This window comes from Glacieibacterium frigidum (genome assembly GCF_007097155.1).
Lineage (GTDB): Bacteria > Pseudomonadota > Alphaproteobacteria > Sphingomonadales > Sphingomonadaceae > Glacieibacterium > Glacieibacterium frigidum.
On the sequence record NZ_VJWA01000002.1, the window covers coordinates 549,529 to 570,963 of the forward strand.

Consider the following 21,435-nt stretch of genomic DNA (forward strand, 5'->3'; position numbering starts at 1 on the left):
GCGATGACAAATATCGGACGACGCGGCGCCATCGGCCTGATCGGAGCGGCAGCGAGCCTCGCCGCCACCCGCGCCCCGGCCGCCACGGGCGAGGCGGACCGGCTGCGGACCTATATGCGGATGCGCGGGGCGCTCGACGACCGGCTGGTCATCGGCTGGATCGACGGGCGTTACAGCGGCATCGTCGACGGCGAGCCGACTCCCCTCTACGGCGTCGTCGCGGCGACCTTCGCCCGGCACCGCGCGCGCCCCGGCGGCGGCTTCGAAGCGGTGACTTGGGAGCTGGCGTTTTTCACCGATCTCGCGACGGGCAAGGTGCTGAGCGACTTCCGCAATCCCTACACCGGCGAGACCGTCACGGTCCCGGCCGGCGGCCAGCCCGCGGCGAAGATCGCCTTCCTGCCCGACCTCAGCCTCAAGATCATGCGCGAGATGCCGGGCTTCGCGTTCGATCATCAGGTGCTGCCGTTCGTGACGAGCGGCGACGACCTGTGGATCACCGAGGTGACCCGCACCGCGGCGCAGATTCCCGGCCAGCCGCGCCCGTTCCGCTACAACGAGACGACGATCCTGCACGCGCGGCGCAGCGACCTCGCCGGGCCGGCCAAGCGGGTGCCCTGCCAGACCACGTTCAACGGCGTCGTCAGCTGGCGGCCGTGGCTGATGATGGGCGACCGGCCCGGGCATCTGCTCGGCGTCGGGGCCGGCGTTTATGGCGCGAAGCTCGAGGCGCTGCCGCCGGCGTGGCTCGCGGCGACGCGCGAGCGACGGCCCGAATTGTTCAAGGACCCTGCCGCGGTCCTCGAGCCCCTGTGGAGCAAATCATGAAGCCTCGTGCGATCCTCGCTGCAGCCGCCCTGCTGCTTGCCGCCGCAGCCCCGGTCCCGCCGCAGCTGACCGTGCAGCAGCTGCGCGCGCAATACATGACGCCCGCCGACAAGATCGTCACCATCGGCGGCGTCGAGGTGCGCTACCGCGACCAGGGCAAGGGCCCCGTGCTGCTGCTGCTCCACGGCTCCAACAGCACCCTCGATACCTGGGACGGCGTCGCGGCGAAGCTGGTGCGGAAGTACCGCGTCATCCGCTTCGACCTGCCGCCCCTCGGCCTGTCGGGTCCGATCTCCGACGCGGCGAAGGCGACGCTGTCCGGCCCCGATGCGCTGATGACCGGCTTCCTCGACCATCTGAAGGTCAAGTCGGTCGTCGCGATCGGCGTGTCGAGCGGCGGAACCATGGCCTATTATCTTGCCGCCAAATATCCCGAGCGCGTCCGCGCGCTGATCGTTTCCAACTCGCCGTCGGACCCCGTCGATACCAGCGGCGTCGTCAACTCGCCCGAGCTGGACGCGGCGATCGCCCGCTCCAAGGCGGCCGGCGGCTACCGCGACCGCGAGTATTTTCGCGCCTACTTCCGCTTCCTGTACGGCGACCCGGCGCGCCTGACCGAGACGCAGATCGACCGCGTCTACACGATGATCCGGCGCCAGACCGAGCCGAACTTCCTCCATCTCCACGCGCTGGCCGGTAATAACGCCGAGACGCTGTCGCGACTGGGCAAGGTCAAGGTGCCGACGCTACTGATCTGGGGCACGACCGACAAGGTCCTGCCCCTCAAGGCGGGCTTGCGGCTGCGCGACCATCTGACCGCGACGACACCGTCGATACTGTTGCTCGACGATGTCGGCCACTATCCGCCGATCGAGGTGCCCGACCGTTTCGCAGCGATTGTCGAGGCTTATCTGTCGCAGGTGCTTCCAGCGCCGCAGTAACCGGTGCTCGTTTGTCCGCTTAGTGGATAATTCGAATCGAGCCCCACCGGCCGTCGCGGATTGTGTCATTTTGACGCTGAGGAGCGGGCGAAGACCCGCTGGGACGGCACGATGATCAGCGGCGCGACGGCGGCGGCGGCGGCGAGCTCATGGCTCCCTCACCGCGCACTGCGGCGTCGCATTCAAGGGGGTTGCAGATGCACGGCTTCAAATCCAAGACGCTCACCACCACCGCGCTGATCTCGGCCGTGCTGATGGCCCTGCCCGCGGCTGCCGCAGCGCAGACCGCGGTCGTCGCCGATGCCGCCACCGCCGAAACCACGAGCGCCGAGGACGGCGACATCATCGTGACGGCGCGCAAGCGGGCCGAGGACCTGCAGTCGGTGCCGATCTCCATGAACGTCTTCACCGCGGCCGACCTCGCGGCGCGCAACATCAGCAATTTCGCCGACCTCGCGAATTCGACGCCGGGCGTCGCAATCACCTCGATCTCGGGCGGCACCGTGCAGAACATCTACCTGCGCGGCCTGGCGCCCGCCAACACCGCCAACGACCTCAACGTCGAGGCCAATGTCGGCGTGTTCATCGACGGGATCTATCAGACCAGCCGCAACACGCTCGACATCATCTCGGTCCTCGACGTCGGCCAGATCGAGATCGCCAAGGGGCCGCAGAGCGCGCTGTTCGGACGGTCGACCTTCGCCGGCGCGCTCGCCATCGCGACCAAGCGCCCGTCGCGCGACCTGAATGCCAGCGCGTCCGCTACCGTCGGGGTCGACGATGACTACCGGGTGCGTGCGTCGGTTTCCGCGCCGCTCGGCGGCGGCGTCTACGCGCGGATCGGCGGCGGCTATCTGACCTACGACGGTTTTGCCAAGAATGTCGCCGATCCGAAGAACAACCTCGGCGGGACCGAGAAATACGCGGTGTCGGCCGCGCTCGAGTTCGTAGCCAGCGACAATTTCACCGCGCTGCTGTCGGGCTTCGTGACGCACTCCGAAACCGAACTGACGCCGGCCTATGTGCTGCCGCTCGGCAGTTTCAATTGCGGCACGACCAACGCCGCGACCGGCCTGCCGACGCTGTTCTGCGGGACCCTGCAGAGCCGTGAAGACACCGACACGACCGCCAATGCGCCCGATACCGTGGCCAAGACGCGCCAGCTGTCGCTGGAGCTGAACGCCGATCTCGATGGCGTCACCGTGGTCAGCATCACCGGCTACACGGCGGCCGAGAACCGCGCCTTCAATGACTACGACGGTTCCAGCGGCGGCACGCTGTTCGGCGTTTGCACGCTGGGCGCCGCCTGCTCGCCCGCCGGTGCCTATACCCGCCTGGCGCGCGCCAGCCTGCTCAGCTCGGGCGTCGAACGCGTCCGCACCTTCAGCCAGGAGGTGCGCCTCCAGTCCGACAACAACTCGCCCTTCCAGTGGCTGGTCGGCAGCAACTATTTCAACTCACGCATCCCGGTCGCTGCCGGCGGCATCGGCACCAGCGTCCCCGGCCTCGCCGCGAACGAGCGGCTGCTGCAGGTGTCGCAGACCACCACCCCCGCGGCGACCGGCATTGGCGCCTATGACTTCACCGCCAACCCGTTCCTGGTCGCCGTCTCGTCGCAGTCGCAGCTGTTCAGCAGCTACAGCCGCGCCAGCACCCAGACGATGTCGGTGTTCGGCTCGCTCGGCTATCGCTTCGGCCAGCTGCGCGTGAATGCCGAGGGGCGCTACAACATCGACCGCAAGCGCGCGCAGGTGTTCTCGGTCAGCAATCCGACCAGCCAGCCCGGCTTCAACCAGCCGATCGACGGCACCACGGTGCCCGATACGGGCGTCTTCCCCGTCAACGGTCCGAAGTTCGCGCGCACCTTCGAAAGCTTCGCGCCGCGGATCACCGTCGACTACCAGGCGACGCCCGACATCTTCCTGTTCGCCAGCGCCGCCAAGGGCGTCCGGTCGGGCGGCTTCAACACCGCGAACGCCGTCAGCGCGACGGGCATCCTGGCGAGCGAGGTTTCCTACGAGGAGGAGACCAACTGGACCTACGAGGCCGGCTTCAAGACGCGGCTGTTCGAGGAGCGGCTGCAGCTCAACGGCTCGTTCTTCCACGTCGACTGGGCGAATGCGCAGGTCTCGGCGTTCACCGACAATCCGACCGCGGTCAATCCGGTGCGCATCGTCCGCAACGCGGGCGACATCAAGGTCAACGGCTTCGAGCTCCAGTCGAACCTGACGCTGACCGACATGTTCAGGGTCGGCGGTAGCGTCACCTACTCCGATCCCAAGTTCCAGGCCGGTGCCTATGACGGGTCGACGGTGACCCAGTGCCGCCTCGGCACGACGCCCGCGACCTTCACCTCGGCGCCCGGCTGCCCGGCGATCATCGCGGTCACGACCGGAAGCGGGTCGGTGCAGTACGTGCCGTCGCTGGAGGGCAACCGGCCGCAGCGCGCCGTGCTGTGGCAGTGGAACGTCCACGCCACCGCCGACGTGCCGATCAACGACGCGTGGAGCGCCACCGGCCGGGTCGACGTCAACTATACCGGCCCGGTCTTCAGCAACCAGATCAACACCACCGCATTCGGCAAGCGCACGCTGACCAACCTTCGCCTCGGCGTCGAGAACGAGCGCTTCAGCATCGCGGTCTTCGCCAACAACCTGTTCGACAAGAAGTATATCAGCAATTCGATCAACCAGCCGCGCGCCGGCGTGCCGTTCGCGTTCAGCGTTCCCGAGGTCTATTTGGGCGAGACGCGCCGCGTCGGGGTGACCGCGACGGTCAAGTACTGATGCCCGGCTACAGCTCGACCGCCTCCGCATAGACGACGCGGCCCTGGCGCCGCCCGGCGCGGCCGTTGACGGCGGGTTCGGTCTCGTAGCTTTCGCTTTCGGTGATCAGCAGGCGCAGCCGTTCGCCCGTGCCGCGCTGCGGCAGGTGGAACGTCTCGCGGTGGATCAGCGGCGGGCGGATGATCTCGAGCAGCCCGGGTTCGATCAGCACGCGCTGGAACTCGCCCAGGTCGATCAGGCGCTCGGCCTCGATCAGCCGCGCCTGCGACGGCGCGTCGAGGCGGGCGATGCGCTCGACTTGCTCGAAGCGCTGGGTTTCGAGCGCGCGCGGGATGGCGATCTTGGCCTTGGGGATCGCGACGCGCGCGCCTGCTCCGCCGATCCCGCCCGGCTGTCCCTGCCCGCCGGTCGGCGGCGGTGGCGCCTGATCGGCGGTCTTCCAGCCGAGATCGGGGTCGGCGCCTGCCGGCAGGCGCTGCAGCGTGACGCGGACGTCGCCAGCCCGCGCGCTCACCGCCTGTTCGGGCAGATGGCCGTAGACCTCGACGATCCGCATGTCGCCGCGCTCGCCGCGCGTCACCAGCGCCAGCCGGTCGGGCGTCAGCTGCGCAAAGTCGGCGAGCACCGCGGGCGACAAATGATGCCCCGGGATCGACGCCGGCTGAAAACGCGCCAGCGCCAGGCGGATGAACGGGAAATAGGTTTCGCCCGGACTGACGACGATATCGGCGTACCAGAGGTTGCGGTCGTCGTCGTAGCCGACGGCATGCGGCACGATGTCGACCTGCACCGGCGATCCGGGCGGGCTGTACGGGCCGGCGGCGAAGCCGGGCAGCACCTTGCCGTCCGAAGCCGGGTCGGCGGCGTCGGGGTGATCTTCCGCCGGCAGGTCATAGGCAAGCTGGTTGCCGCTGCGCACGCGTAGCGGGAAATGCACGGCGGCTGGCGCGATCGTCTCGATCCGGTCGGAGACCCAGCCGGGGTCGGCGCCCCATTGCGTGACATGGTTGCGCGCCGGCGTGTTGCCCGGGTCGGCCGCACCCTCGCGCGGCAGGCAGACCGCGAGCATCTCGTTGCTGCCCGAACTGAACCACGGGCGGTCGAGATAGACGCGCAGGCCCCCGCCGCGCCGCCAGCTGCGCCGCCCGGTCGAATCCTGCGTGCGCGTCCAGCCGAAGGTCGGCACGACATAGCGGATGCCCGGCGCGGGCGGCCGGTTGCTGCTCGGCACCCAGATGCCCTTGGGCGCCGAGGTGACGCTGACCAGATCGGGATCCTGGCGGATGTCGAGCGGCATGAATTCGCGGAATCGCGTCGTCGCGACGGCGCGGTAGGTGACGTACCGCGCGCGGGTGTCGGCAAAGACGTGGTTGCCGACGACTTCGAGGCTGTTGGCCGGCGTCTCCAGCCGCGCCAGCTTGCGATCGAAGGCATGCGCACTGAGGCGCCGGACGTGCGGCTTGTCGGGCGTCGTGTCGTCGATCTCGATCCAGTCGCCGTCGATGTCGAGGCGCACGGTCGACTTGGCGTGGAGCGGGGTGCGGAAGGTCAGCCGCGACCGGATCGCCCCAGGGTCGCGGTCGACGAACGGCTTGATCAGCTGCGGCACGATCAGCGGCCGCTGCACGGCATGGACCAGCTCGACCATCCGCGACGGGGTGAACATCCAGTGCTGCCCGGCCTTCACCCGCGGCTCGATCTTGCGCCAGGCATCCAGCCCCTCGCGCACGATGATCTGCTCGCGCAGCTTGAACAGCTCGATGCCCTCATCGGGCACGACCGCGCTGATATACAGCCGCGCACGCTCGGCCCTGGGCAGCGGCACGTGGAAGGTGCGCCGGTCGGGATCCCAGCCGAACTGGCCGCCGTCGGTCGCCACGACCTCGAAGCTCTCGTCCTTGAGCCAGTCGAGCTTGGCGACCGGGTCCCACTCCTTCGCGTAGAAGGGGATGAAGTGCAGCTTTTCGGGATCGATCGACGGCACGCCGGTGACCCGGATCGCGACGCCGCCGGTCAGCGGGTCGGCGGGATACGGCGTCGGCTGACGGCTCGGAGCGTGGCTGAAGACCGTCCTGACCTTGGCCGGCGGTGCGTTCTCGTCGGGGTTCCACGCGTCGGTGATCGCGACGTCGGATTCGAAGTCGTTGTCGCGGTCGGCGAGCGTCTGCCACAGCTCGGCCCGCGGGCGGCCGTCACCGTCGTCGAGCACACCGTGCGTCTCCGCAAAGCGCGCCGCGACGCGCGCCGGGTGCAGGTTGCGCCGCGTCGACATGGTGTTGCGCGCCGCGTCGTCCATCGTGCGCAACGCGGCGCGCGGCATCGACTCGCCGTCGGCGGGGGCGGCGTCGCCGTCGGGCACGGTCAGTACCGGCGTCTCGACGGGTTCGTAGCGCCCGAAGAACAGCTTGTCGGTCGCAACCCCCGGCGCCGCCACCTCGTCGCCCGACTGGCCGGGCCCCCAGCCAGCGAGGTCGGCCGAGCGCAGCCGCGCGCGATAGTGGTGCCCGAAGCGCAGCGTCGGCAGCGATTTCGGATGCGCGGCGAACTCGGTTTCGAGCGGCAGGCCCGCCGGCGCGGTGTTGGGCGCGACCTCGTGGCTGGTGTCGTCGGGCATGATGACCTTGCCCGGCAGCGGCGCCGCGAGGCTCCACCCCGTCCAGCCGAACAACGCCTCGCTCGCCTTCAGGATCTTCTTCAGGGGGTCGGGTGCATCGTCGTCGGCGGTGCCCGTCGCCGACAGGCGCGCGATGCCCTCCTCATCGCGCGTCGCCACCGCGTCGCCGGTATTGCGCAGCCCGTAGCGGCCGTCGAAGCGCATCAGCGACTGCCACTTGCCCTGCTTCTCGGCGTCGTGAATGTCGATGCGCCAGCCCTTGATCAGGTCCTCGGCGAACAGCTCAACAGTGCCGCCGGCGTTCAATTTGTCGTCGAGGCCCCCGGCGCTGGCGAACAGTCCGCGGATCGCACGGTCGCGGCGCACCTGCGCGAACTGGATGCCCGCGGTGCGCAGGCGCGGCGTGCCCGTCGTGTCGACCCTGTCGTGTCCGCCTTCGTCGTCGAAACGCTCCTCGCGGATGCGCGGCAGCTGCGTCGCGAAGTTCTTGATGCTCAGGCCAGCCCCGTCGACGTCGAGCTGGACCAGCGTGAAACTGTCCGACCCGGCGCGCAGCCAGCCGTCGACGACGGTGTTGGTCCGCGGCCGCGCCATGAAGCCGTTGCCCTGCACCGTCGCGTGCGTGACGCAGAAACCGTCGTCGAGCGCCGGGACCGCGCCGTTCTTCCACTGCACGATGACCTGGACCTGCTTCTGGCCGGGGGCGATGCCATCGGCAGGCACGCGCAGCGGCACGACCAGCCCGGTCAGACGCATCAGCGCCGGATGCTGGCCGATCGCCGCGACGATGCGGTGGAAATCGATGACCTCGCGCAGCGTGTCGGGGTCGGGCAGCGGCACGCGCTCGACCGTCCGATAGGTCGTCGCCTCGTGCGGATCGCTGAAATCGGGGGTGCCGTCGTCGTTCAGCCGCTTCTCGGTCTTGCGCATCACCTGCGTCGCGAGCGGCCGGTGATAGGCTTCGAGGAAGGCGAGCATCAGGTCGGGGTCGCTGACCTGCCCCACGCCGTCGCTGCGGCGCAATATGTCGAGCAACTGCGGCAGGTTCGGCTTGGGCTTGTCGTCCTTGGCGCTGGCGAACAGCGGATGGCCGTTGAGCAGCTCGCGCGGGCGCGGCAGCCCCGGCGTCGGATCGGTCGCGAGATCCACGTAAGCGGCCTCGATCGAGTCGGCAAGCGCGGCGAGCGGATAGGTCAGCACGTCGTGGTCGCGCAGGTCGTCGAAGGCGTGCGGGATGACCGGCGTGTCGGTCGGGAACAGCGCCTGCCACACCCGCGAATCGGGCACGAAGTCGCCCTGCACGTCGCGGGGCGGCCAGAAGTCGCCGTCGGGCCTGGCGATCTGCGCCTTGAGCGGGTCGGGGCCGAGGCCCCTGACCGTGAAGCGCGCGCTCGCCAGCGTCGCGGGCCAGTCGTGCCACGCGTCGAAATGGCTGATATCGGTCGGCGCGATTCCGGCGGGCAGGTCGAGCCGCGGTGAGACGTGGAGGTTGATGTGCAGGAAACGCTTGTCGCGGCTGAAGCCAGCCGGGCAGGCGGTCCACACGACGCGTTGGGTGAGGTCGGCCATGCTCAGTCCCCCGTCACGCGTACGCGCTGCAATAGTCGGTCCACGCATCCCGATCGATGAGCTGCGCGAAGCTCGGATCGGCGTCGGACCCGACGAAGGTCTTCTCGACCTTGACCTTGACCGACGCCGAGAAGAACAGGATCTCGATCTCGACGACCAGGGTCGCCTGGCCGAACAGGCGACTGCGCTTGGCGGGAGTGCCGTCGGACTTGGTGCCGTCCTCGATCGCCTCGTAGGCGAGCGACAGATGGAAGGTCAGGCTGACCGAGATCAGCCCGAGGACCGACAGGCGCCCGCCGAGCTCGACGAACCCCTCGAACTCGATCCGTTCGGGCGACAGGGCATAGTGGAAGTAGAAGCCCGCCTTGATGTAGACCGACCCCGACGCGACGCCGAGGTCGATCGCTACCTGCGCGCCGAAATCGAGCTGCGCCTCGATCTCCTTGATGCCGTCGGCGCCGACGACGATCGCGAAGAAGCCGCCGCCGCCGAGCAGTGACACGGTCAGGTTGAAGGTGTTGTGGCGCTCGGCGAAGTTGAAGCGCGCGGTCGGCGCGCCGCCGGTGAACGGCAGGCTGAACGCCGCCCCCAGCGTGATGTTCGACAGGCTGAGCACGCCGACCTGCACGTTCGGCAGGCCGAGGCTGTACCCCGCGGTGATGCCCTGCGGCGTGACCTGCAGGTCGGGCGGGTCGGAAAAGCCGTTCGCCGGGATGAAGTCCTTCAGCCGGTTCATGAACTCGAGCGGGCCGCCGAAGGTGACGCCGGTGTCGGGGTTCAGGTCGACGTCGACATCGGGCTTCGCGCCGCTCTTCTTCAGGAAGCGCAGCCGGTCGAAATGGATAATGATGCAGCCGGCGAGGTTGATCTTGAAGTTGGTGATGATCCCCTCGACCGACTGCTCGGGCGGCACCGCGCCGGCATAGACGCGCATCACCGAGGTCAGGTCGAGGCGGCTCTTGGCGCCGTCGGCGTTGGTGATCAGCGCCGGGATGGAGCTGTTGGGCAACTGCTGACCCAGGCGGAAGATCGTCTCGACGCCCGCCGGCTTGGGCGCGACCGCGGGGAAGTCGGTCGAGGTCAGCTGCGGCGACTCGGGACCGAGGGCGACGACGGGCTTGAGGATGTCCTTGAGGCTGAAGAAGCCGAGAAGCTTGGCATCGGGGAAGAAATCGACGGGTTTGAACAGCCCGTCGGTGAAATCCGACAGACCCGACATGACGCCGTGCGCCGCCGACAGCTTCGACGGATTGAGCGACGGCGCCGCGACCCCGCCGACCGCATCGCTGCCCGTCCCCGACGCGCCGAAGCCCAGCACCTTGGGCGTCGTGAGCTTGAGGAACAGCTCGCCCTTGTTGGCCTCGCCAAAGCCGTGCGCAATGTAGACCGGGTCGAACTCGACCTCCGGGATGATCGCCTGGCCGGTCAGCCGCTCGGCACCCGCCAGCCGGATCGTCGCCGATTTGACGATGGGCTGCTGCTGCAGCGTCGTGCTCTGCCCGGGCGGCACGCCCGTCGACGGAAGTTCGCTCTCGAAGACGATCGCGTTCGTCGGCATGTCGACGTCGGTCGCCCCGCTGCGCGCCGGGGCAAAGCGGATCAGCGCGCCGCGCGTGTCGGCGGTGCGCCGCGCCAGTCGCGGTGCGCCGTTATAGTGCGAGCGCACCTGCTCGATCTTTCCGGCTATATTGACGACCTCCGACACGAACATCAGCGGCATCGCGAACGACACGCGGTTGCCCGCATCGTCGACGCCGACCAGCGGGAAGTTGAACACCACCGACGGATTGGAAAGCGGCGCCGGCCAGAACGCCATGCGCTTGAGGATATCGGCGTTGTAGAAGCCCGCGACGAGCGCCTGGTCGGCCGCCTTCCCCGGCTGCGCGAGATCGGGGGTCACGTCGAGCATCACGTCGACGCGCGCGAACGGCATGGTGCGCCCCTGCTCGGGCTGCGGCGCGCCGTCGGGGTAGGTCCGCGACTTTTCGCGGATGATCAGGAAGAAGCGCTGGCGCAGCACCGCGACGCGGTCCTTCGCCGCCGCCCCGCCGCGCCATTCGAACTTGCGCTCGCTGATCTTCACCAGCGTCGCGGCGTGCCCGAACGGAAACAGGAAGCCCGCGTATTCGACCCGCACGAAGCTGTCGCGACCCTGCGACAGCTTGTGCGTCCACGCCATCATGTCGACGCCCGGCGGCCGCGTCGTCCAGCGCCGGTCGGCCTCGAGCTGCCCGCCCAGCGCGCTCAGCATGACCCGCCGGGCGTTGACCGCGCGCGGCTTGAAGTCGGCGCCGCCGATCGCGTTCTTCTCGTCATAGCCCGCCGTCAGCTTGACGATCATCTGACGGTCCTTGCCGTCGAGGCTGAAGGTCGGGCCAAGCGACGGGGCCGGATAGTCCGGCGACCACAGATAGCGGAATTTCGACGTCGCGCGCTCGTCGATGCGGACGCCGCCGCGGGTCGGGCTGCGCTCGCCCATGCGCGTGTGCCACAGCTCGGTGCGGTTGCCGTGCGTCACCGGCTGCGTCGCGTGGGTGAAGCCCGCATCCGCCAGCGGCGACCCGATCAGCCGCCACGGCATCTCGATCGCGGTGCGATACTTGCTCGGCTCGTGCGGCTTCTGAAGCAGCGCCACCAGCCCCGGCGCCAGCAGCGTCGCCTCCTCGAGAGCGATTCCCGCCCGGGCGAACTCGGTCGCCGAGCGCGCGCCGCTCGCGAGGTTCAGGTACAGGGTCGCCGCCGCCCGCGTGTTCTCGACCGCTTCGCCGGTGCCGCTGACCAGCGCGGTCACCTCGCGCGTCGTCGCGGCGTCGAGGGAGCGCCGCACGAACGGGCGCTTGGCGCGGACGCTCGCGACCTGCTCGCTGGCGATGCGCCCCGCCGCGGCGTCGAGCCCGGCTATCAGGCGCGGCGGCAAGGCGCCGGCCAGCGCCTCGCGCGCGCCGCGCAGGGTGAAGTCGAGCCCCGTGCTGACCGTCGCCCATTGCTCGAGGATGGTCAGCGTGCCCCCATCGGGCCGCGCCGCGCCGTCGAGCGCCAGCGGCCAGCGACGACACGCATCGAGCAGCGCGTCGAGGGTCAGCGGCAGCGACTCCTCGCTGGCGGGCATGGTGAAGGCGAGGCGGCTGGGCCCGGCGGCGCGCAGCGGCACCGGTGTCGTGTAATTCTCGGTGCCGGGCGGAATGACCGGCGGATTTACCGGCGGCACGGACGGGGGGATCGTCTCGCGGCCGCTCAGCTTCGTGTCGGCCGAGTATTCGGGCTGCCCGGTCGTATCGAGATAGGCCCCGTCGGCAATCGACTGCGGCTGATGGGTGACGATCAGGACGCCGGGCTGCCCCGCCTCGCTGCGGATCAGCTTGTCGCCCTGCCGCCGCAGTCCGCGCGCGGTGAAATCGAGGACGACCATGTCCTCGGGCCGGACCGCCCTCGCGCGCCACAGCGCGGCGGCGACATCGGGTCCGTCGTCGATGGTGAAATCGCCAAGCTCACCGAAAAGCCGGGCATCGGAGACCAGAGTGCCCTGCCGCACGGAGCGGATCAGATCGGCGATCGATGCGAAACGTCCTGCCATCGCCGTCTCCCGGAAGAGCTCAACGCGACCCGTTTTATCGTTGCCCGGAGGATGCAGGGATTCGGCTACACTTGCAACCCGGCTTCAGGACATTGGCGCGTCGCCGCCGCGACTGCGCGGAACCGCCGCCGCCGACACGTCGATTGCGACGTTTCTGCAGCAGAACGGCACGTCCGGATTGCGCCGGCGCAGTGCGCCCGGCTACTCAGAAATCGAATTGCGCGCGGGTCACGAACACGTCGACTCCATAATCACGATCGATCAGCGACGCCGGGCTGAGCGGCTCGACCTGCCCCGCGCCGGGGCCACCGTCGATCTCGGCGCGGGTGTACTGGGCTGAGAAACGGATGTTGTCGGTCGGCCACCAGTTGACGCCGCCGAGATAGCCGGTCTGCTTTCCGCCGTTGAGGACGCCGTTGACGATCCCTGCCCCAGTGCCGCCGACACGGTCGGTCAGGTCGAGGTGATCGACGCGCCCGACGAGCTGGAAGGCACCCGGGCCCCCCTTGTGGACGGGGTTGCGGACGCGCGTGCGGTCGAAGCGGCCGCGGGCATAGCCGCGCGTCTCCCCGGTCAGCCAATAGCCCGCCTCGACATACGCCGCCTTGAACGCGGGATTGCCCTCGAGCCGCTGCCCGGTGCTGGCGCGGCCATTGCCCAGCACCTCGCCGGGGGCGATCGCATCGACCTTCACGTAATTCGCCTCGCCGACGACGTGCAGCGGACCGAAGATACCCGCCGCCTCGACACCGAAGACCTGGTCGCCGCTCGCGGCGATGCCGCCCGACAGCGCACCCGTCGCGCTCGCGCCCGCCGTGCCGATGAAGCGCACGTTGCTGATCTGCGCGAACGGCCGCGCCTGGTACAGGAAGCCCTGCGACTGCACGGGGAAGCGCCGGTACTGGTAGTTCGCCGCAAGGTGGAGCTGGCCACCAAGCGCCTTTGGTGCCCAGACGCCGCGCGCCGACACCAGGTAGTTGGTGTTGTTGAAGTTGGCGTTGATGTCGCTGTTGAACAGCCCGGCGTTGAAACGCAGCGTTCCCGACTTGTCGACGAGCCCGAACGACGCGCCCAGCCGCCGCCCGTTCTGGCCCAGCGCGTCGTTGATCTGCGCCCGCTCCGAGAAGGAGATCAGCTTGTTGCTGGTCAGGATGTCGAGGCTGACGAAGGGATAGTGAAAGCCGATCTTAGCCGAGAACGGCGAGCCCTTGGGCTCCCACGCCAGCGACACGTCCTCGTAATCGACCGCCTGCCCCGTCAGGTTGAACTCGATGATGTAGCGGAAGTCACCCGGCAGGTCGCCGTGCGCGCCGATGATGATGCGCCGCGCGCGCCCGTTATAGCCGAGGTTGGTCGTCGCCACCCGCTCGCCGGGGTTTTCGACATAGCCGAAGTCGAACTGCGCCTCCCCGGTCAGCCGGAAGATGCCGCCGCTGCCGGGCTCGCGAAACTCCGGCGAACCGCGGGTCCATACCGGGGGCGGCGCGGCCGTGTCGTTCTTGCGCAGGCTCGCGACCTCGGCTTCGAGCGCACCGATCTTGGCTTCGAGCGCCTCGAGCCGCTTGGCCGAGCGCGCCTCGGCGGCGGCGACGGCCTCGGCGACGGGATCCTGCGCCAGCGCGGGCGCGGCGACCGACAACAGCAACACGGCTCGAAGCATCATCAATCGATCCTGATACCAAAACGCACGATCCGCCCGGGCAGCGGTAGCCCGAGCTGCGGCACGACATTCGCGTCGGTGATGTTGTCCGCCGCCGCGGTCGCCGAGACGCGCATCCCGCCGGGTAGGCGGAACAGCGTCAGGCGGCCACGCACGTTGAACTCGGTCGACGACGGCAGGCGCGCCTCGGTGTTGTCGATGTCGAGGTCGGTGGCGCTGCCGGTCTGCAGCACCTCTCCGGCGATCATGAACTTGTCGTCGATCTTGTAGTCGAGAACCGCGCTGAGCTCGTGGCGCGGGCGTTGCGGCAGGCGGCGGAAGGGGGAGTCGCCCGCGTCGGCGCGTGCGCTGAGTGCAGTACCCGCTAGTGCCAGTCCGATGCGATCGGTCAGCGCCGCCGAGACAGCCGCATCGACGCCATAGGTCTTCGTGCCCTGCAGGTTGAAGCGCTGGCGCAGCGTCGCATTGCCGACGCGCACCATGCGCTGCCCCAGCGTATCCTCGCCGCGGCTGTAGAACGGATTGACGACGATGCTGAACTTCGGCTGGCGATACGCGAGCTCGGCGTCGAACAGCCAGGCGCGCTCGGGCTTGAGGCCGGTGTTGATCAGGAAGCGTCCGAGCGCTTCGCCGTACAGTTCGCGGGGCGTCGCGAAGCGCGTCCGCCGTCCACCCGATACTGTCAGCGTCAGGTCGTCGCCGAAGGCGTGGCGCAGCGAGGCCGAGAACGCCGGGGCGTCCTGCGTCGGCTGGTCGGGCTTGTCGCCGGTCAGCGGCGTCTTGGCGCGGTCGTAGGCGGCGCCCAGCGTCAGCTTCGTCGCGTCGCCCAGCGCGACATCCCCCTCGACGCCCAGGCTGAGCAGGTTCTGCTCGTACTCCAGCCGCGGCCCCGCGACCCCCGGCACCGGCGTGTCGATCTGCTTGTGATTGGCGCGCTGGTACGAGGCGCTCCAGCGCAGGTCGACCGGCCCGATACGGTTGCTCAGCGTCAGCCGCCCGCCGAGCGTATTGTCGTCGTCGAACTGCTGCGTGCGCAGCGCGGTGTAGGCGACGGTCCGATAGGCGTCGATCTGCTGGTCGAACCATTGCCGGTATACCACGCCGGCGAGCACGACATCGTCCGCCAGCTCGGCGCGCACGTTCAGATTGACCTGTGTCAGCAGTATCTTGGGGTAGCGCCAATAGCGCGGCGCGGCGACGTTCGGATCGCGGTCGGATTCGGGGGCAATGCCGCGGCTGGTATCGTTGTGCAGGATGCTGACCCGCGTCTCGACCGCCCCAAAGCGCGCGCCGAGCGCGCCGAAGATGCTGAAGCTGTCGAGATCGGTATTGGTCCGCGAGTCGTCGCCGACCTGGCTGAACGGCAGCGCGTCGCGATCGGCGACGGGCACCGAATCGCGGCTGACATAGCCGCCCGCGATGGTTGCGTCGAAGCGCTCGTCGCCGACCGTCGCGACGCCGCTGGCGTTGATATAGCCCTGGGTGCCAGCCTCGACCGCGCCGGTGAAGCCGCCGCCGCCTTCGCGCGCCGCGCGCCGCGCCTGGAAGTCGACGACGCCCGCGACGGCATTGGTGCCGTATTCGATCGGCACGGCGCCCTTGGTCACGGTGACGTTGCCGATCAGCCCGGCGGGCAGCACGCCGAGGTCGATGCGTCCGTCCCACGCGACGCTGAACGGTGCGCCTTCGAAGAAAACGGCGGTCTGGCGCTCCTCGGCGCCACGGAGGCGCGCGATCGTCTCGCCCCGCGAATTGGTCTTGACCGATACGCCCGGCAGGCCCCGCAGCGCGTCGGCCAGGCTGGTCGGCTGCTTGTCGAGCAGTTCGGCCGAGCCCAGCACGATTTGCGGCGGCAATACGCGGCGTTCGGTAGCGCGCGCCGTGACCACGATATCGCCGGGCTCCGCGGTCTCCTCGGCCCGGGCGAACCCCTCCAGCGACAGCGATGCCAAAGCCCCGATCAAGCTCGGCCGCATCGCACCTGCACATCGCATCATATCTGGCTTGCCCCGCTCCGCCTCGACGACAGGGTTAGCAGGGTCGTTTCGGCAGTGTCGAGCCGCTAAGTCGCTGGCGTTGACGCCTGCTTTGCCTTCCGGCGGGAACGACGGCGTAGGTGCCGGCACCGGCGACGCGCTTTTCGCGCTTCACGACCGCCGGGTCGCATCTGTCGCGCGTCACGCAGCTTGCGGACTCAACCGACGGAATTTCATGTGGTTTTCTGCAATCTTCCCCGGTCGTTCACGACCGGGGAGATGGTGCCGCGTAGAGTTCAAAGACGGGCACTCAGATCATTGGATAATTTTACTGTCGCGCTCCTAGACCGTGTTCGTGTCTGCACCAGCTGTCCGAGCCGGTCCTGATCCTGGGTCGCGTAGCCTTGATGCTCCCCAAGTGACGCGCCGCGACTTCAGGCATCCCCGCGTCGCCCCGAGTGTGTCTTTAACGAGGAGCCGTAGCGATCCTGAAACGAACAGATTGCCGCATCTGCAGCAATCAGTCGCCGCTCGCCTCAATCGCGTCGCAACCGTAATCCTATTGAGCAAGCCTAGTGCAATGTCACGAGCGACAACAGAAGACCGATGCAAGCTTTGTCGCTCTTTGAAGACACGGCTCAGCGCGGGAAAAATTAGTGTGCCCCTGCTGTTCAAACATCTTCGACAGTCGCCAACCAGTCGTCGCCCCAACAACGCACGCCGGTATAATCGATGTGCCTTCTTGTGGACGTGTAGACGGCACCCCATTTATCTTTTGGGTTACTGATGCATACCACCGAGCGGTGGTCTGGAGAAACTAAGTGAAGAAGATTGGCTTTCTTTCGTTCGGCCACTGGTCCGATACTCGCGGTTCAGCCACGCGTTCCGCATCTGACGTGCTGCTCCAGTCGATCGACCTTGCAGTTGCGGCGGAGGAATTGGGCGCCGACGGCGCCTATTTTCGCATCCATCATTTCGCGCGCCAGCTCGCCTCGCCGTTTCCGCTGCTCGCCGCGGTCGGCGCGCGGACCAACCGGATCGAGATCGGCACCGGCGTGATCGACATGCGCTACGAAAACCCATTCTACATGGTCGAGGACGCGGGATCGGCCGACCTTATCAGCCGTGGACGCCTCCAGCTTGGCCTCAGTCGGGGTTCGCCCGAGCAGGTTATGGAGGGATGGCGCCATTTCGGCTATGTGCCCGCCGAAGGCGAGAGCGATGCCGATATGGGCCGGCGCCATGCCGAGACGTTCCTCGACCTGCTTAAGGGGGAGGGCTTCGCGCATCCCAACCTGCGCCCGATGTTCGCCAACCCTCCCGGATTGCTGCGCATCGAGCCGCATTCGGACGGCCTGCGCGAGCGCATCTGGTGGGGATCGGCGTCTGACGCGACCGCGGTTTGGGCGGCGAAGCAGGGCATGAACCTGCAAAGCTCGACCCTCAAGGCGGATGAGACCGGCGAGCCATTCCACGTCCAGCAGGCTAGGCAAATCCGCGCCTATCGCGCCGCATGGGCCGAAGCCGGGCACACGCGGACACCGCGCGTCTCGGTATCGCGGTCCATTTTCGCGCTGACCAACGACACCGATCGCGCATATTTCGGACTTGGCGACGGTTCCGACAAGATCGGCGTCATCGACGACATGCGCGCGGTATTCGGCCGCACCTACGCCGCCGAGCCCGACCGGCTGATCGAGCTACTCCGCGCCGACGAAGCGATTGCGGAGGCTGACACGCTGCTGCTCACGGTGCCCAATCAGCTTGGTGTCGACTACAACGTCCACGTGATCGACAGCATCCTGACGCATGTCGCGCCCGCACTTGGGTGGCGCGACGACGCCGTAAGGCTCGCTGCGGCGGCGTGATCGGTTCTTGCACGTGGCGAGCATCTCGGATGCCACCGGCTCGCGAGAGCGGTGCCTTTCTGCAGAATAAGCTTACTTCAAGCCAAGAATTACTATCTGCGCCGTCGCCTTGGGAGTCGGCCAGATTTTTGAAGTCAGTCCGGTTGATACAGCGACCTTTTGGCCAGCTCCTGTGTCATAGGTGATCACGCCACCAGCAATTGCACCTTTCAGGTTGGTCTGAAACAGCGTCTTGCCAGTGGCGCTGTTCAGCGCAAAAAAATTGCCACCTGCGTCGCCTAACAGGGTCACACCGCCCGCCGTTGGCGTCACCGCGCCCAGCACCGGGTTGGGCGTCTGAAAGCGCCAGTGACGCCTGCCCGAAAGTGCATCGACGGACGTCACCCAGCCAGACCATTTTGCAGGGTCATCCTGCTTGCCGACCCCGTCCGCCGACCCGGTCCAGAACTGCGCAGCTGCAACGGCCTTGGTTGCGTCGTCGGGGTCGAGGCGGATTGTCGAACACCAGTTGACTTGCCCGGAAACGATCGCGTCCCGGCTCGGATCGAAAGCCGGGCCATTCCATTGCGAACCACCTTGCCCGCCAGGACAAAAGCGAGTGCCGGTTGGCAAGATTTTCGCGCTCGATCGCAGCTGTTCGGCCATTGGTAGACGGTAAAGACGCTTCCCGGTCTTGCGTTCGAATGCGTAGATGAAGCCGTCCTTGGGCGTTAGGGCAATCACCTGGGTGCCGTTGCGCGTGGTAAATAGTGCCGGTGCGGACGACAGATCATAGTCGAGGAAATTGTCGGGACCGATCGAGTAGTGGCTGCGATAGTCGCCGGTCCGTGCATCGAGCACTACCAACGACCCTGCGTAGAGGTTTGCGCCCTTGCGCAGATGACTTGCGAACATCGGTGCGGGGTTGCCGCCGGGGATGTAGAGCAGCCCGGTGGCCGGATCGAGCGAATAGGACGACCAGGAGCCACCCCCAGTTATCTCTACGCCAGCGGTGTTTTGCCAAGTCACGGCAGGTGCGTCGACCTTTGCTTGTGGACCGCGGACGGGGTCGTTTGCGGCCTTGGGCACCAGATAGGCCTCCCAGACGATTTTGCCGCTGGCTGCATCAAGCGCGTACGTCCGGCCCTTCACTCCGCGATTATCGCCGCCCGCGATGCCGATGAACACCAAGCCATTCCAGGCGATCGGGGCCGATGGCGCGCTCTCGCCCTTCGATTTGTCGGCTATTTCGGTAGCCCATAGCCGCTTGCCGGTCTTCTCATCATAGGCATAGACAGAGCCGTTCCGGGCGCCGCGAAACACTCGGCCGTCCGCGACGGCGACGCCACGCTGGGAGCTAAGATAGTTTTCGGGGAAGTCCTCGCGCGTGCGCCAGTTCAGCGCGCATGTGTCCGGATCGATCGAAAAGGTATCACGTTCGGTCGTCGCGAAGAGCGCGCCGTTCACCTGCACAAGGCCCGACTGGAACGCCGTCGCCTCGCCGGTATCGAACCGGCAGACTTCACCAAGTTTCGCCGCGTTGGTCGTGCTGATCGATCTGACCGGAGAAAATCGTTCGGACGTTAGCGTCCTGTTGTAGCTTGCCCAATCAGCCTGCTGGGCCAGTGCCGGCCCCGCCGATATTGTCAGTGCCCCACACGCTAACATCAAGGTCTGAGAGATCGACATTGAAGTTGTCCTCTGTGTTTGTTAAGCAATGACGCCTCGATCGGCCCGGAAGGAATGGGTTACGGCGAATGTTGCTCGCAACGTTGGCGTTCCGCGTACGAGTCCGCTGTGGTCTCGCCTTCGTCGGCACTAACGCGACTTGTGCCGACCCGTGCAAAGCATTGCGGTGGTTTGGCCGATACGCCGTTCTTTCGCTGTCTTAATAAATATTGGCGCTGCGTGCGTCGACCAGATTTCCGCCCAAGAAGCTGCACGATGCGTTCAACACTTCGTACGACAGTGCATGATCCGGTTCGGCGGTAGGTTAGCCGATGGTAAGGCCGGATATTGGAGAGGTGCTGTCCGGTTCGAAGTCAATTGTGCCAATCGCCGTTTCCCCGCTAACGACGCCGCATGATTGCGCACGCTGCCTGCGACCGCACCGCTGCCGAAGCTATATCGACCGGCGGCGGAACGGCGCGCCCGCGGCTGGTGCTGGCGGCTACGATCCTCGGCTCGAGCCTGGCATTCATCGATGGCTCGGTGGTCAATGTGGCCCTGCCTGCCATCGGACGCGAGTTGGGCGGCGAAGCCGCTGAGCTGCAATGGGTCGTCAACGCGTACCTGTTGCCGCTCTCGGCGCTGTTGCTGCTTGGCGGCGCGCTGGGCGATCGATACGGGCGGCGACGGCTCTTTCTGCTCGGCATCGCGCTTTTTACCCTCGCGTCGGTGCTGTGTGCGGCGGCGCCAGGCCTGACGGCGCTGCTTGCCGGGCGAGCTTTGCAGGGCGTCGGCGCGGCGCTCCTGATGCCGAACAGCCTCGCGATTCTAGGAAGCGCGTTCAGCGACGAGGAACGCGGCAAGGCAATCGGCACCTGGGCTGCGGCCGGCGCCGCTGCGGGTGCTCTGGGTCCGCTACTCGGCGGCTGGCTGATCGACGATATCGGATGGCGGGCGATTTTTCTCATCAATTTGCCGATCGCCACCGCAGCCGCCTGGCTCGGTTGGCACTATGTCGTCGAGAGGTCCGATGCCGGACGCAGCGCGCTCGACTGGCGCGGTGCGGCGCTGGCCACCGCAGGCCTGGGTGCGCTGACATGGGGGCTGACGACGGGATCGGGTCCAGGCGGCTTTGCCCCGGCGGCAGCCCTCCCGACACTTGCGGGAGCCGCCTTGCTCGCGCTGTTCGTGTGGGCCGAGGGCGCGCGCGGCGAGCGGGCGATGGTGCCCTTAACGCTGTTCGGCTCGGCGAGCTTTGTCGGACTGACACTGCTGACGTTCTTGTTGTACGGCGCGCTCGGCGGACTGCTTGTCCTGCTTCCATATCTGCTGATCGAGGCGGCGGGCTACTCGGCGCTCGAAGCGGGCGCGGCGCTGCTCCCGTTCGCCGTCGTACTGTCTCTTTCGTCGCGCTTTATGGGGCGGCTTGCGGCTAGGGTCGGTCCGCGACTGCCGCTCAGCATCGGGCCGTTGGTGGTTGCCAGCGGTTTCCTGCTGGCAACGCGAATTGGCACGAACGCCAGTTATTGGACCGAGGTGCTGCCCGCTGTCATGGTGATTGCGATTGGCATGGCCGGTGCGGTGGCGCCATTGACCACGGCGGTTCTCGGCTCGATCGATGCCAGGTTTGCCGGCACCGCGTCGGGCTTCAACAGCGCCGTTGCCAGGACCGGCGGTCTTATCGCGACTGCCTTGTTGGGGACGGCGCTCGCGATACGCGGTGAGGCCCTGGCCGAAACTTTCGAACGGGCAGTGCTGGCTGGCGCGGGATTGGCTGCTGCAGCCGGGCTGAGCGCTGCGATGCTGCTGGCTCAGACCAAGCGGTAGCTGCAGCTCTCAGGAGCGGCCAGGTCGTCGGGTGCGTCGACTCGAATTGCCCTCATCGAACTGTCCAATGAATGGTGGAAAGATGACTTGGTCAAACCTTGTCGATCCACGTCACGAGTGCGGCGTTCACGTCCTTGAGACGATC

At 67.6% G+C, this 21,435-nt stretch carries 10 protein-coding genes; 5 read left to right on the plus strand and 5 right to left on the minus strand.

Annotated elements, in window-relative coordinates; all coding sequences use genetic code 11:
• Positions 1 to 3 precede the first annotated feature (3 nt).
• The 3 genes from FMM06_RS12155 (at position 4) to FMM06_RS12165 (ending at position 4,555) form a co-directional block, all read left to right on the plus strand.
• Positions 4 to 828: a DUF1838 family protein gene (locus tag FMM06_RS12155; protein ID WP_144237659.1), complete on the plus strand. Its 825-nt coding sequence runs from the start codon at positions 4 to 6 to the stop codon at positions 826 to 828.
• A complete protein-coding gene (locus FMM06_RS12160) occupies positions 825 to 1,769 on the plus strand; it encodes an alpha/beta fold hydrolase (RefSeq protein WP_144237660.1) in 945 nt (314 codons plus the stop codon). The genes FMM06_RS12155 and FMM06_RS12160 overlap by 4 nt, the downstream gene beginning before the upstream one ends.
• Before the next feature lie 197 nt (positions 1,770 to 1,966).
• Complete coding sequence (locus tag FMM06_RS12165) at positions 1,967 to 4,555, plus strand: TonB-dependent receptor (protein ID WP_185965169.1); 2,589 nt, start codon at positions 1,967 to 1,969, stop codon at positions 4,553 to 4,555.
• Between the two features lie 7 nt (positions 4,556 to 4,562).
• On the opposite strand, the gene FMM06_RS12170 is transcribed toward FMM06_RS12165, so the two are convergent.
• The 4 genes from FMM06_RS12170 to FMM06_RS12185 form a co-directional block, all read right to left on the minus strand.
• The gene (locus FMM06_RS12170) at positions 4,563 to 8,738 is read right to left on the minus strand and encodes a hypothetical protein (RefSeq protein WP_144237662.1); all 4,176 of its coding nucleotides are present in this window, start codon (positions 8,736 to 8,738) and stop codon (positions 4,563 to 4,565) included.
• A 13-nt stretch (positions 8,739 to 8,751) separates the two neighbouring features.
• Positions 8,752 to 12,312: a hypothetical protein gene (locus FMM06_RS12175; RefSeq protein WP_144237663.1), complete on the minus strand. Its 3,561-nt coding sequence runs from the start codon at positions 12,310 to 12,312 to the stop codon at positions 8,752 to 8,754.
• A 205-nt stretch (positions 12,313 to 12,517) separates the two neighbouring features.
• Entirely contained in the window at positions 12,518 to 13,975 is a 1,458-nt protein-coding gene (locus tag FMM06_RS12180) for an OprO/OprP family phosphate-selective porin (RefSeq protein ID WP_144237664.1), read from the minus strand.
• Positions 13,975 to 15,924 (minus strand): TonB-dependent receptor plug domain-containing protein, encoded by a 1,950-nt coding sequence (locus tag FMM06_RS12185; protein ID WP_185965170.1) that lies wholly within the window; start codon positions 15,922 to 15,924, stop codon positions 13,975 to 13,977. The genes FMM06_RS12180 and FMM06_RS12185 overlap by 1 nt, the downstream gene beginning before the upstream one ends.
• An 845-nt stretch (positions 15,925 to 16,769) precedes the next feature.
• Here FMM06_RS12185 and FMM06_RS12190 point away from each other — a divergent pair.
• Entirely contained in the window at positions 16,770 to 17,816 is a 1,047-nt protein-coding gene (locus FMM06_RS12190) for an LLM class flavin-dependent oxidoreductase (RefSeq protein ID WP_144237666.1), read from the plus strand.
• A gap of 72 nt (positions 17,817 to 17,888) precedes the next feature.
• Here FMM06_RS12190 and FMM06_RS12195 read toward each other — a convergent pair whose 3' ends face one another.
• The gene (locus tag FMM06_RS12195) at positions 17,889 to 19,484 is read right to left on the minus strand and encodes an outer membrane protein assembly factor BamB family protein (protein WP_144237667.1); all 1,596 of its coding nucleotides are present in this window, start codon (positions 19,482 to 19,484) and stop codon (positions 17,889 to 17,891) included.
• Between the two features lie 393 nt (positions 19,485 to 19,877).
• On the opposite strand from FMM06_RS12195, the gene FMM06_RS12200 reads away from it, so the two are divergent.
• Positions 19,878 to 21,290: an MFS transporter gene (locus tag FMM06_RS12200; RefSeq protein WP_144237668.1), complete on the plus strand. Its 1,413-nt coding sequence runs from the start codon at positions 19,878 to 19,880 to the stop codon at positions 21,288 to 21,290.
• The last annotated feature ends 145 nt before the right edge of the window (positions 21,291 to 21,435 follow it).

What these genes read in the sequence shown, in the direction of transcription:
- FMM06_RS12195 (WP_144237667.1), bottom strand. Translation starts at nt 19,484, where the DNA reads ATGTCGATCTCTCAGACCTTGATGTTAGCGTGTGGGGCACTGACAATA.
- FMM06_RS12180 (WP_144237664.1), bottom strand. Translation starts at nt 13,975, where the DNA reads ATGATGCTTCGAGCCGTGTTGCTGTTGTCGGTCGCCGCGCCCGCGCTG.
- FMM06_RS12170 (WP_144237662.1), bottom strand. Translation starts at nt 8,738, where the DNA reads ATGGCCGACCTCACCCAACGCGTCGTGTGGACCGCCTGCCCGGCTGGC.
- FMM06_RS12200 (WP_144237668.1), top strand. Translation starts at nt 19,878, where the DNA reads ATGATTGCGCACGCTGCCTGCGACCGCACCGCTGCCGAAGCTATATCG.
- FMM06_RS12175 (WP_144237663.1), bottom strand. Translation starts at nt 12,312, where the DNA reads ATGGCAGGACGTTTCGCATCGATCGCCGATCTGATCCGCTCCGTGCGG.
- FMM06_RS12165 (WP_185965169.1), top strand. Translation starts at nt 1,967, where the DNA reads ATGCACGGCTTCAAATCCAAGACGCTCACCACCACCGCGCTGATCTCG.
- FMM06_RS12160 (WP_144237660.1), top strand. Translation starts at nt 825, where the DNA reads ATGAAGCCTCGTGCGATCCTCGCTGCAGCCGCCCTGCTGCTTGCCGCC.
- FMM06_RS12155 (WP_144237659.1), top strand. Translation starts at nt 4, where the DNA reads ATGACAAATATCGGACGACGCGGCGCCATCGGCCTGATCGGAGCGGCA.